Raw genomic sequence first — 12,978 nt, 5'->3', positions numbered from 1 at the left:
GAAACGTAGCGCCATCGAACCCGGCGAGGGAGTCGAGCCCGGCTCCCCGGCTCGCTCCCGATTCCGGAATCATCTACTTGACGCCATTCCCGGCGACCCACTGAAAGCCGAGACCTGTGATCCCGTTCACCAGGCTCTGGAAATCCTGGAACCCGGGCGTGCCGAGGTCGGGCTCGAGCCAGAACGGATGGAAGAAGAAGGACGCAAAACCGTCCCGAACCGTCAGCGCGTACTGTGCATTCGTGTAGAGATCCTGCCACGTGTAGGACAGGCACGAGAACGGATCGATACTGCAGATGTTGTATTCGATGTTCCCGAGGTTCTCGGGCAGCACCCGTTGCCCGTAATAGTCGGTATTGATGATGTACGGGAAGAACTGCCCGACCGAAAAATCGTGATTCGGCGCGGTCGAATTCAGGTTCGGCTGATCCGACGTGTAGTAGACGACCCGCTGGTACGTCGTCTTGAACAGCGGCGGAACGGCCTTGATCGAAAGAGGCGACGACTGGTAGTGCGGCGCTTCCCACGCAAAGGGAACATAGCCGTTCGTCGACAGTTCCAGCAGGCCCGCTTTCAGACGGTTCGATGCCCACTGTGTCGAATCTTCGTCCACCGGACGGTTCTGCGTCGCCAGCCAGAACTCGTAGTCATTGCCGCTGACCGCGTTGTCGATATTCGGCGTCGAATTGTATTGATGCGTGTAACCGTGCATCACGATACTGCCGCCCCGGATCAGCGCGTAATTGAGCGCCTGCTTCAGACTGCTCGCCTGCGCGAGGTGTACGGTCAGCGGCACGCCGCCGTTATAGGCGCCGAGCGGATCCTGGTACAGCGGGATGGTCGCAATCGAAAACGGAATTTTCTTGGAATACATGTAGTCGGTCAGCGTCTTCATCGACGACGAGGTCGTGAATGCGTTGACGTCCTCCAGACGCACCATCGCGCGATGCAGCACCGGCTGGTTGGTCCCGAGAATGTCATGCAGCAGATCGCAGATCACCAGGTACCGGTCGCGCGGCCCGATGTACGAGAACGGCATGTCGGCGAAGTACCAGAAATTGCCCGCGCGCATGACATAAGGCGCCTGCGCACCGGTCTGACTGTCCTTGATGGTGACGAGTACACTGGCCTTCGTCGCGTCGGACACCGCGGTGATGCCGATGTCCGGGTCCGCGCTGACGACGCCGGTGCTCGCGTTGAACGCATAGTATTTGACCATGCTCATGTTCTTGTAGAGCACCGTGTCAAAGAAGTCCGGGTTCGGGTTGCTGCTGGTCGGCGCGTAGGCCAGCCCGCTTATCCCGCTAAAGGTGAATCCGTAGCGGGCCGTGAAGTTGTACGACGGATCCCACGCGACTTCCCACAGGTTGTCCTTGAACCAGACCACCGTCTTCGACGTCTTGACGACGTCCGACAGAAATGCGGCAGGAAGGGTGTTGTTGTAATAGTTCCCCAGGTAGAAAGTCGCCTGGTACTTTTCGACGGTTCCGGCCGTATAGCTGTCGACGGGCGCAAGCGTGACATTGGTGTTGAAATGGCCAAGCAGATTGCGCAGCATGATCGCGTAAGCCATGCCGAGCTTCGTGTACGGGTCGTTCGGTGGGGCGTCATAGAGCACGAGGACGTTCGCCGTGGTGGTCTGGGCGAGCACGGTGGATGGCATCTGGCCGAATGCGAATCCGAGCACCAGCACCCATGCGAGGATGAGCTTCTTCATTGTGATCTCCTTCGTGCTTAGTCGCGCTGAAAGTCGCCGTTGGCCCGACGATGTTTGCCTTCGTTGAAGGTCGGTCCCCTGCCATGCTCGCGCTCGGCATTCCGTTTCTCGTCTTCCGCCACGCCCGGCACGATCTCCGTCGCGACTGCCGCGCGCGGTGGCGGCTCGACGCGTTTGTGTGAGGCGGAAGCACCGGACGCTCCCGCGTTGCAAACGGGGCTCATCAATGCCGTCGCGGACAAGATCGCTGCACATGCCACGGCAAGCTTGAGTGGGGATTTCATTGGAGAACTCCTTTCACTGGTCTCTGCGTGAGAACCGGAGGTATGTCATCGGAACAACGCCTGGCCTGAGCATTGAGTGTCTGACGATCGCGAACCCTGGGGAACGTCGATGCCTGAAACAACCTCATACGAATTGCGCCACGCATCGTCACTCGCGTGACGACGGAACCGCCACCGGCGTCGGTCACGTCGCCCTGTGATGACCGCGACTGCACCCGCAAACGGCAGACACCCGATGCGTGTGTCGAGCGTGCAGTTGCGGCCCTCGTTTGCTCATCACACCGACCACACATGCATTAACGATGCCAGGCACCGTTCCACCGAAGCGGGCCGGCAACAGACGAAGGAGAACGACATCGCAACGCAAAAAAAACGTAACGCCAAAGAAACGCGCGGCGGCGATGCACGGTGGTACCGGCTTCAGGAATCATCGATACCGGCAGGGGGAGAGGAAATGCATTTCGACTCTGCGCCTGGTTTGCGGCCGAGCCGGTGGGGTGAAAAATGCTATGGATCACGAATCGTGTGGGCTCGACGGCCTACATGTCGGAGCGTTTCGATCCTGAGAATTTGCGCTGTTCCGTGAAGACGGTCCTGCCTGGCGCAATTCGCCCGTGGACAGGCGAACTTGTTCGGGAGCGTGAAACCTTTGTCGTATGACAAAAGACGATCTTCCTGCAATCGTCAATCAGCTACGAGGATGGCTTTCATCGCATGCGGTCATTTGGCGACGCGCCTCGGCAGCGTGGCCTGACGATACGACGGCCGTGACACGGCGGAGGTTGACACCGAACACGGCCGGCCAGGCCATGCGGCCGAATACGTCCGCCGGACAGTCGACACACGCACCTTCGCCGACGCAGCCAGCCGTGCCGGATACACCGCCCGCACGTTCGCGGGCTGCGCGACGCCGGGCAACACCTGCACGAGTGCGCACGCTGTCGAGTAGCGTGCGCACGTCCCATATCTAGCGCAGCATGATGCCGCGCCCCGATATCAGGCACAGGTTCACGACGATCGCCTGTAGTAATGCTGCGCCAGCGCGACCCAATACCGGACACCGGCCGGGATGATTTCGTCGTTGAAATCGTATTTCGGGTGATGCAGCGACGGTGCCGCCTCGCCCTCCGGCGCATTGCCGATCAGCACGTAAGCGCCGGGCCGCTCCTCCAGCATGAAGCCGAAATCCTCCGACGTCATGTTCGGCGGCACGTCGCGGTACAGGCGTTCGCCACCGAACGTGTCGCCGATCACCGCTTCGCACAGCGCCGTCTCGGCCGGCGTGTTGACCGTTGCCGGGTAATACTGGAAAAACTCGACGTCGACCTGCGCGCCATACGCGCGCGCCAGCCCCTCGCACGTGAGCTGCACGTCTGTCTGCAGTTTCTGCTGCAACGCGGACGACAGCGTGCGGATCGTCCCGCGCAGCTCGACGCTGTCCGGAATGACGTTGTCCGTCGTGCCCGCATGGATCATGCAGACGGAAATGACCGCAGGGTCCACGGGATCCTTGTGCCGCGCGGCGATGGTCTGACACTGCAGCACCATCGAACACGCGAGCGGAACGGGATCGATGCCCAGATGCGGCTGCGCCGCGTGCGCGCCCTTGCCGGTCACCTTGATCCTGAAGCGCGAGCCCGCGGCCATGATCGGGCCGGTACGCAATCCGAAATGCCCGGCAGGCAAGCCGGGCCAGTTGTGCATGCCGAACACCGCTTCGGTCGGGTATTGCTCGAACAACCCGTCGTCGATCATCTTGCGCGCGCCCGCGCCGCCCTCTTCTCCCGGCTGAAACACGAAATGAACGGCACCCGGCAATGGCGGCAGCTCCTTCAGGATGCGCGCGGCGCCGAGCAACATGACGGTATGGCCGTCGTGCCCGCATGCGTGCATGATCCCGTGCGTGCCCGACGCGTGCGCGAAGTCGTTGGCTTCCTGGATCGGCAGTGCATCCAGATCCGCACGCAGCACGATGCCGCGCGCCGGGTCCGCACCGGGCAGGCTCGCGACGACACCCGTGCCGCCCAGCCCACGCGATACCGCATAACCGAGCGCGTCGAGCTCGCGGGCAACGACGTCGGCCGTCCGGTGTTCTTCGAATCGCAGCTCGGGATGCGCATGCAGATCGCGCCGCAGCCTTGCCCAGTGCGCGTGATGCGCTTGCAGCGACGTATCGGGAATGACAGGTTTTTCCAATTTCGGCACCTTCCGAAAGTAAGCGGCTTCCAGTCCGTGCTGCCGCCGCGTTCGCACGCAGCGGCTGCGTCAGTCGTAAAAGCCGATGATCGACTTGATTTCCATGTAGTCCTCCATCCCTTCGATCCCGTACTCACGGCCGTTGCCCGACTGCTTGTAGCCGCCGAACGGCGCCTGCGGATCCCATGCCGGATAGTTCAAGTGCACCTGCCCTGCCCGGATGCGGGCGGCCACCGCGCGTACGCTTTCGTGGTCGCTGCCCTGCACATGCGCGCCGAGCCCGTAAACCGTGTCGTTCGCAATGGCGATCGCTTCTTCCACCGTGTCGTAGGGAAGGATCGCGAGGACCGGACCAAAAATCTCCTGTTGCGCGATCGCCATGTCGGTGCGCACGTCGGAAAAAATGGTCGGCCGCGCGTAGAAGCCCCGATCGAATCCCGCCGGCCGCCCCGGGCCGCCGGCGACGAGCTTCGCCCGTTCGTCGATGCCTGCATCGATCATCTGCGCGACCCGCCCGAACTGCGCGCGATTGGCAAGCGGCCCATGCGTCGTCGCCTCGGCGAACGGATCGCCGACCACCAGCCGCTCCACTGCCGCGACGGCCAGCGCCTCGACCGCACCGAGCGCGGCGCGCGGCACGATCATGCGGGTCGGCGCGCTGCACGACTGGCCCATGTTCCTGAATGCGGCGGCCACGCCGGGGGCGATCGCCTGCGTCAAGTCCGCATCCGGCAACACGATGTTGGGCGATTTGCCGCCGAGTTCCTGCGCGACGCGCTTGACGGTCGGCGCGGCTGCCTGCGCGACCAGCACGCCCGCGCGGGTCGATCCGGTGATCGACACCATGTCGACCTCCGGATGCGACGAAAGCGCGGAGCCGACCTCCGCACCATTGCCGCTCACCAGGTTGAATACGCCTGCCGGCACCCCCGCATCGGCGATCACTTCCGCAAACAGCAATGCGCTGAGCGGCGACAGCTCGCTGGGTTTCAGGACGACCGTACAACCGGCCGCGAGCGCCGGGCCGACCTTCGCGGTGATCTGGTAGATCGGCCAGTTCCACGGCGTGATCAGCGCGCACACGCCGATCGGCTCGCGTACGATCGCGGTCGTCCCGCGTCGGGAAACGAACGGATAGCGCGCGAGATTGTCGCGCGCGACCCGGATATGCTCGGCCGCGAGCGGCACGTGCGCGGCGCGCGCATAGGCGATCGGCGCACCCATCTCGGTGGCCAGCGCCGTGGCGAACAGTTCCGCCCGCTCCAGCATCAACGTGTGGACGCGATCGAGCAGCGCGGCGCGCGCCTGCGGCGAAGTGGCCGACCACCGTTCGAACGCGCGGCGCGCGGCGGTGACGGCCCGGTCGGCGTCACGTGCGCTGCCGAGCGGGATGTCGCACACCGTGTCCTCGGTGGACGGACATACGACCGCGAACCGGTCGCCGCCGTCGGGCAGGACCCAGTCGCCGTCGATGAAGAAACGATCCAGCCTGCCGGCTTGCATCAGGTGATGAACGGGGGAAATGACGGATGAATTCATTGCAGGATGTCCTTGAGGCGGTGCTGCACGCCCGCGAACGGCACGAACGACAGTCTGCCGAAGCGGTCGGATAAAACGGGCCGATCGAAGCTTGTCGACAGGTTGAGAGCGGCGCGTCCGTCGACCGTCCGTCGACGATTCGCGCCATCGGCATGACCACGGTTCGCGCCGTGGCCGCCGTCGCCCCGCGTACTAGAAATCCGCGACCTTGCCCCACGCGGAATCGCTGAACCGTTCCGGCCGATACGGCACCGGGTCGACCAGCGGTTGCGCACCGGTCGCGAGATCCGCGATCAGATGCCCGGCGCCCGGCCCGATGCCGAAGCCGTGACCGGAAAAGCCCGCGGCAAGGATCAGCCCCGGCACACCCGGCACTTCGCCGATGCCCGGCACGCCGTCCGGCGTGCTGTCGACGAATCCGGCCCATGCGTGCGTGATCTTCGCGTCGCGAAGTTCGGGAAACAGTTCGGCGGCGCGGCGGTGGGTCTCGTTGACCGTCGGCATGTCCGGTTTCGGATCCAGAATGCGTACCGCCTCCATCGGCGTCGGTTCATCGAGCCGCCAGCGCTTCAGCGTTTCATGCCCCCCGCGCACGCCTTCGAGCCAGCCCGGCAGAAGATTGCGCCAGCGCTTCGCGAACATCGGCAAGAATTGCGGCGCGAATCGCAGGAACTGCGGCGTCACGTCCACGCGCGCGCGACCGCTGATCGCCAGCGCGTAGCGTCCGTCGCTGCGGCGCGTCACGGACACACCGGACGTATACATCGCACCCGGCAGCGGATGCTCGACAGGCGACACGCTCAGGATCGACTGACGGATCGACGCCTGCGGAAAGCGGATGCCGAGCTGGCGGCAGAACGACGACGCCCATGCGCCGCCGGCAAGCACGACCGTCCTGGTCTTGATGACGCCGGCCTCCGTGACGACGCCGGCGACACGCCCGCCCTCGAGTTCGATGCCGCGCGCCGCGCAGTGCTGGTGGACACTGCCGCCGAGCTTCATCAGTGCGGCGGCGACGGCCGGTGCGGCCTTCTCCGGGTCGGCCGTGCCGTCGGTCGGCGAAAAGACGCCGCCTTTCCACGTCCGCCCGGTCGCGTGTCCGCGCTCGGTGGCCTGCTTGCGGTCGAGCATGTATGTCGTCACGCCCGCGGTCTTCGCGAACTCGCCCCAGTTGGCCCAGCGCGACAGCTCGGCCTCGTCGTTACTCAGATACAACAGCCCGCAGCGATGAAAGCCGGTGTCTTCGCCGGATTCGGTGGCGAATCGTTCCCACAGATCGATGCTCTTGCTCGCCATCGGCAATTCGCGTTCGTCGCGGTTCTGCTGCCGGCACCAGCCCCAGTTGCGGCTCGACTGCTCGGCGCCGATTCGCCCTTTCTCGACGAGCGCGACCGATACCCCGCGCCGGGCCAGGTAGTAGGCGGTAAAGACGCCGATGATGCCGCCGCCGATCACGACGACGTCGGCCGATGCCGGCGGCGTGGGCGAGGTTTCTATAAGGCGCAGCGGTGGGGACATGGTCAGTCTCGTTCGGTTGAGGCGCGTACGTTCTGCACGACGTAAAACTTCGCGACGCGTTCGCTGCTTTCCCACCCGATCGATGCGCCGCGCGGCACGAACAGCGCATCGCCGGTGCCGAGCGACAGCACGCTGCCGTCGGGGTCGGCGAACCGCACGCTGCCGGCCAGCAGGAGCATGAACTCGTTGACGCGATGCGGGCGAACGATCCGGTGATAGGGCGTCGAATCCCACGTACCGGCGCAATACCCGGCGCCGTCGTCGAGGAACACGTTGTCGCTGCGGCATTGCGGTGCGGGGCCGAGCAGCACCTCGGGCGGCAGCGATGCGGAAGGCTTGAAGTCGGCGTCGGCCCGCAGCGGAAACAGGCCGTGTTTCGTCGGCGTCGTGCACGCGGCTGCGCAGAACATCAGCAACACGCGCGATTCCGCGGTGATGCGAAGCGCCGTGCCGGCGCCGATGACTGCCCCTTCCCCCGGCCCGAGCACCAGCGGAGCGGCCCCGGCCGCTTCGAGCGTCAGCTCGCCTTCGATGACCGCGATCGTTTCGATGTGCGGAAAGCGCGCCACGTCGAGTTCGCCGACGAAGGCGATACGTCCCGCGGCCATCGAGTCGGGGCCTTCCCAGGCGATCTCCCGATGTCGCGCAAAAGGATCGCCCTCGCCGAATGCCTGCTTGCGGAACGAGGTGGAACAAGGCGCGCCGTCGGCACGATGCAACACGAAAGCTGCGGTCATTTCTGCTCCTCTGCAGTGCGCGGCGGCCTGATCGGAAACCGTCGCGCAATATTGGAAATCTCCGTTCGCCGGCGAACCCGCCGGAATCCCGTCAGGTGTGCACGCCGCCCGCACTTGCGCCCGCGCGGCGTTCGGTGTGCGCGCGCGCCGACGTCGTGCGCGCCGATGCACCGCCCGGTCGCGCGACCACGCAATCGCGCGGCGTGATCCCGAGCACCCGCCGAAAATGCCGGCACAGATGGCTCTGGTCGAAGAAACCGACGTCGGTCGCGACGACCGACGGCGCCACACCGGCGCGCAACAAGTCCTGCGCGCGCCGCACCCGGACGAGGCACAGATACCGGTGCGGGGACAACCCGGTTTCGCTGCGAAAGCGCGCGGTGAAACGCGATACGCTCAACCCGGCCACCGCCGCGAGCGTGTCGAGATTCAGCGGCTGCGCGAACGACGCGTCGATCGTGCGCAGCACGTCGCCGATCGCCGGCGAGACGGGCCGCGCGACGCGCGGTGTGCATGGCGTCGTGTCTTCGACCGAATCGTGAATCAGGTCGAGCATGCTGGCAGTCCTCATGTCGCCGCCTGCGGTGTCACGGCCGGCAAGGCGACGCCCGCTGACGGGCAAACGAAACGCGCTGTCATGTTGAATTCTCCCCGGCGCCCGCTTCAGTGCAGGAAATCCTGCACCCGGTAATACGCGCCGACGAACGGCAGGAACCACGCGTGCCCGAAATGTCCGGGCATCGCCGGCCAGTCGAGCTCGCGCCACGGATTCGAGGCCGTCGCGCCATACAGCACGTCGGCCATGACGCGGCCCATGTGCACCGACATCTGCACGCCGTGGCCGCTGTAGCCCATCGAGTAATAGAGTCCGTCGTGCTGGCCCGCGCGCGGCAGCCGGTCGGCGGTGATGTCCACCAGCCCGCCCCAGCAGTAGTCGAGCCGGACGTCGGCCAGTTCCGGGAAATAGCCGGCCATGCCGGCGCGCAGGATGTCGCCGCTTTTCGCGTCGGAGCGCGGGCTCGACATCGCGAAGCGGGCGCGGCCGCCGAACAGCAGCCGGTTGTCGGGCGTCACGCGGAAGTAGTTGCCGATCTGGCGCGACGTCACGTACGCACGGCGATGCGGGAACAGCCGGTTCAACTGCGCGTCGGCGAGCGGCTCGGTCACGACGATGAAGCTGCCGACCGGTGCGATGCGCCGCCGGAACCATCCGAACGGGCCGTGCTGCGATGCGCCGGTCGCGACGAGCACGCGATCGGCGACGATCCTGCCGCGCGTGCAGGTAATCGCGTGCCGCTCGCCGTCGAGCCGGTCCAGCTGCGTGACGGCCGCATGCTCGTAGACGCGTGCACCCGCGCGCACCGCCGCGTGCGCAAGCCCGACACCGAACTTGCCCATGTGCATCTGCGCACCGTTGCGCTGCAGGAGTCCGCCGTAGAAGCCGTCGGACGCGACTTCATCGCGAATCCGCTCGGGTTCGATCAGTTCGATGTCCGGATCGACGTCGCGCCGCAGCGCGTCGAACGTCTTCGCCAGCCCCGCGAAATGCTGCGGCTTCGCGGCGAGCTTCAGCTTGCCCGCGCGCCGGAAATCGCAGTCGATCGCGTGTTCGGCGACGATCGACTCGACGCTCTTCACCGCGCTTTCGTATGCGCGATAGAACTGCTTCGCCGGCTCCGCGCCCATGCGCGCGGCCAATGACGCGTAATCCTGCGCGACACCCGTATTGCACTGGCCGCCGTTGCGGCCCGACGCTTCGCCCGCGACCTGCGCGGCTTCGAGCACGACCACCGATACGCCGCGCTGCGCCAGCGCGAGCGCCGCCGACAAGCCGGTAAAGCCGCCGCCGATCACGACCACGTCGGCGCGCCCTTCGACGGGGCCCTCGCAGCCCGCGCGAAATGCGGGGCGGGTATCCAGCCAGTACGATTCGAATTTCATCGGGTCCTTCTCGAGCTTGTTGGCGACGACGATCGGCTGCCGTTCACGGGAAATCATTTAATCATCATCAAAAACCGCAGTTGCCGCGTATTCGCGCGCGGCACGCGCGCAAATCGCCGTTTTGTGCGACCGCCGCAGCAGACTATGCGGTGCACCGGCTGCCACGTCGCGCGCGCCGAACGGCGGCGTGTCGCGCATTACAGCTGCACGGGCTGCACGGGCGCGGCACCCGCCTGCGTCGGCTCGGCCTGGAAGCGCGCCAGGTCTTCCTCGTTGCGATGGCACAGCACCTGCGCGCCGTTGTCGAGCTTGCGCAGCACCGGTGGCGTCCGGTTGCAGACGCCGTCCACCCGCATCGCGCAGCGCGACAGGAACGGACACAGCTCGCCGTCGTCCGCGCGCTCGCCGATCGGCACCAGCGGACGATGGCAGCGCTCGGCCGCATCGTCGAGCCAGCCCGCGCGCAGCTCCGGCGCGGACGACACGAGCAGGTGCGAATACGGGTGATAAGGCGGCGCGCACAATGCGTCGCGGCTGCCCGTCTCCACGCGGCGGCCCGCATACAGCACGACGATGTCGTCGCTGATCGCGCGCACCTTCGCGATGTCGTGCGTGATGAACACGTAGGACACGCCGAGCTTCGCCTGCAGGTCGCGCAGCAGGTCCATGATCGCGGCGCCGACCACGGTGTCGAGCGCCGACGTGACTTCGTCGCACAGGATCAGGTCGGGTTCGGCCGCGAGCGCGCGCGCGAGGTTCACGCGCTGCTTCTGCCCGCCCGACAGCTCGCCGGTGCGCCGCGCGGCCACCGCCTGCGGCAGCCGCACGAGTTCGAGCAGCTCCGCGACGCGCTGCCGCGCACGCGCGCCCTTGATCCCGTGGTAGAACGCGAGCGGCCGCGCGAGCGTGCGCTCGACGGTATGCACCGGATTGAGCGCGGTGTCGGCATTCTGGAACACGATCTGCACCCGGCGGTGCTGCTCCTTGGTGCGCTTGCCGATATCGCGCGCGAGCGGCTCGCCGTCGAGCAGGATCTTCCCGGCCGCCGCCGGCACCAGGCCCGCGATCACCTTGGCGAGCGTCGTCTTGCCGGAGCCCGATTCGCCGATCACGCCGACCGTCTGTCCGCGCCCGATGCGCAGGTCGACTTCGTTCAGGATCAGCTTCGCGGGCCAGCCCTTCGCGTTGCGGCCGCCGTAACCGGCGACCGCGCCGCGCACCTCGAGCAACGGCGCCGGGTCGGCCGGCGCCGGTTTGCCGTCGCGTTGCGCATCGTTCGGCGTGACCGCCGCGATCAGGCTCTGCGTATACGGGTGTGCCGGCGCATGCAGGATCTGTTCGGTGTCGCCCGTCTCGCGGATCACGCCGTCGCTCAGCACGACGATCCGGTCGGCCATCTGCGCGACCACGGCCAGGTCGTGCGACACGTAGACCGCGCTCATCCCGTAGCGCCGGATCACGCTCTTGAACGCCTGCAGCACGTCGATCTGCGTGGTGACGTCGAGCGCCGTGGTCGGTTCGTCGAGAATCACGAGCTCCGGATCGGTGATCAGCGCCATCGCGGCCATCAGCCGCTGCAACTGCCCGCCCGACACCTGGTGCGGATAGCGCTTGCCGATCGTCTCCGGCTCCGGCAGCGCGAGCGCGCGGAACAGCTCGACCGCCTTTGCCTGCGCATCGCGCTTCGACATCGTCCGGTGAATCAGCGCGCTCTCGATCACCTGGTCGAGGATCGTGCGTGACGGATTGAACGAGGCAGCCGCGCTCTGCGCGATATACGCGACCTTGCGGCCGCGCAGCGCGGCCAGGCCCGACGCCGACAGCCTGCAGACGTCCGTGCCGCCGATCTTCACCGAGCCGCCGGCAATCCGGCAACCGGTGCGCGCGTGGCCCATCAGCGACAGCGCGATCGTCGTCTTGCCCGAGCCGGATTCGCCGATCAGCGCGAGCACCTCGCCGCGCCCGATCTCGAAGTCGACGTCGTGGACGATCGTCGTTTCCGCGGCGCCCGGGCGACCGCCGACAACGCGCAGCCCGCGCACCTCGACGAGCGGAGTCGATTGATCTCGCATCAGTGTTCTCCGGCGGCCGCGGCCGCGCCCTTGCGGCGGCCGCGATGCGGCAGACCGTCGATCAACAGGTTGACGCCCACCGTCAGGATCGCGATCGCGACCGCGGGCATGATCGCGACAGCCGAACCGTCGCCGAGGCTCGCGATGTTCTCGCGCACGAGCGAGCCGAGGTCTGCATACGGCGGCTGCACGCCGAGCCCGAGAAAGCTCAGGCCGCTCAGCAGCAGCACGACGAACGTGAAGCGCAGGCCCGTGTCGGCGAGCATCGGATGAATCATGTTCGGCAGCATCTCGACGCACGCGATGTACAGCGCGCTTTCGCCGCGCGCCTTCGCGACCTGCACGAATTCGAGCGTGCTGATGTTGACCGCCAGCGCGCGCGCGATCCGGTACGAGCCCGGCATGTAGCTGACCGCGGCGGTCAGGACCAGCAGCGGCAGCGACGAGCCGAACGCGGCGACGAACATCAGCGCGAACATCTTCGACGGAATCGACGTGAGCGCGTCGAGCAGCCGGCTCATCGTCTCGTCGACCGCGCGGCCCGACACGGTCGCGAGCAGCCCGAGCGTCGTGCCGGTCAGCGCGGCGAGCAGCACCGCGGCGAGCGCGAGCAGCACGGTCAGACGCGTGCCGTACAGGATCCGGCTCAGCATGTCGCGGCCGAGGAAGTCGGAGCCGAACGGCAGCTTCGCGCTGAACCGCGCGAACACGTCCGGCGTGACGATCGCGCCCACGTCGTGCGGCGCGAGCAGCGGGGCGAACACCGCGATGAACAGCATCAGCCCGACCATCGACAGGCCGACACGGCCGCCGGCCGTCAATTCGATGCGTGCGGCACGGCGCTTGCGCGGCTGGTCGGGGGCCGGGGCGGCGGGCGGCGTCGCGCCGCCCCACGGCGGGCGCGGTTCGCCGGACGGCGGCAGCGTGTTGCTGCGTTGAACGGGGTCGGTCGGGTGCATGGGCGGCATCTCGGA

Annotated in this window: 10 protein-coding genes and 1 pseudogene; all 11 read right to left on the bottom strand. The window is 66.7% G+C overall.

Annotation, left to right across the window (positions count from 1 at the left end):
* Positions 1-73 precede the first annotated feature (73 nt).
* The 11 genes and pseudogenes from E9536_RS23580 to E9536_RS23530 all read right to left on the bottom strand — a co-directional run bounded on the left by E9536_RS23580 (position 74) and on the right by E9536_RS23530 (position 12,963).
* Positions 74-1,717 carry a DUF2334 domain-containing protein gene (locus E9536_RS23580; protein ID WP_136470873.1) on the bottom strand — a complete coding sequence of 548 codons (1,644 nt, stop codon included), beginning with the start codon at positions 1,715-1,717 and terminating at the stop codon, positions 74-76.
* Between the two features lie 17 nt (positions 1,718-1,734).
* Positions 1,735-2,001, bottom strand: coding sequence for a hypothetical protein (locus tag E9536_RS23575; protein ID WP_124535498.1), 267 nt, complete (start codon positions 1,999-2,001; stop codon positions 1,735-1,737).
* Positions 2,002-2,721: 720 nt separating this feature from the next.
* Positions 2,722-2,998 (bottom strand): annotated as a pseudogene (locus E9536_RS42170) (hypothetical protein); the annotation flags it as partial.
* Positions 2,999-3,009: 11 nt separating this feature from the next.
* Positions 3,010-4,197 (bottom strand): M20 aminoacylase family protein, encoded by a 1,188-nt coding sequence (locus E9536_RS23565; RefSeq protein ID WP_136470871.1) that lies wholly within the window; start codon positions 4,195-4,197, stop codon positions 3,010-3,012.
* A 69-nt stretch (positions 4,198-4,266) separates the two neighbouring features.
* Entirely contained in the window at positions 4,267-5,736 is a 1,470-nt protein-coding gene (locus E9536_RS23560) for an aldehyde dehydrogenase family protein (RefSeq protein ID WP_136470869.1), read from the bottom strand.
* Positions 5,737-5,928: 192 nt separating this feature from the next.
* Entirely contained in the window at positions 5,929-7,254 is a 1,326-nt protein-coding gene (locus E9536_RS23555; RefSeq protein ID WP_136470867.1) for an FAD-binding oxidoreductase, read from the bottom strand.
* Positions 7,255-7,256: 2 nt separating this feature from the next.
* Entirely contained in the window at positions 7,257-7,991 is a 735-nt protein-coding gene (locus tag E9536_RS23550) for a cupin domain-containing protein (RefSeq protein ID WP_060197008.1), read from the bottom strand.
* A 91-nt stretch (positions 7,992-8,082) separates the two neighbouring features.
* A complete protein-coding gene (locus E9536_RS23545) occupies positions 8,083-8,547 on the bottom strand; it encodes an AraC family transcriptional regulator (RefSeq protein WP_051363326.1) in 465 nt (154 codons plus the stop codon).
* A gap of 107 nt (positions 8,548-8,654) precedes the next feature.
* Positions 8,655-9,989: an FAD-binding oxidoreductase gene (locus tag E9536_RS23540; RefSeq protein ID WP_175861710.1), complete on the bottom strand. Its 1,335-nt coding sequence runs from the start codon at positions 9,987-9,989 to the stop codon at positions 8,655-8,657.
* Between the two features lie 140 nt (positions 9,990-10,129).
* Positions 10,130-12,004, bottom strand: coding sequence for an ABC transporter ATP-binding protein (locus tag E9536_RS23535; RefSeq protein ID WP_136470865.1), 1,875 nt, complete (start codon positions 12,002-12,004; stop codon positions 10,130-10,132).
* Positions 12,004-12,963 (bottom strand): ABC transporter permease, encoded by a 960-nt coding sequence (locus tag E9536_RS23530; protein ID WP_060084714.1) that lies wholly within the window; start codon positions 12,961-12,963, stop codon positions 12,004-12,006. The genes E9536_RS23535 and E9536_RS23530 overlap by 1 nt, the downstream gene beginning before the upstream one ends.
* Between the last annotated feature and the right edge of the window lie 15 nt (positions 12,964-12,978).

The organism is Burkholderia sp. LS-044 (assembly GCF_004803625.1).
GTDB lineage: Bacteria > Pseudomonadota > Gammaproteobacteria > Burkholderiales > Burkholderiaceae > Burkholderia > Burkholderia cepacia.
This window is presented reverse-complemented; position numbering and strand designations above follow the sequence as displayed.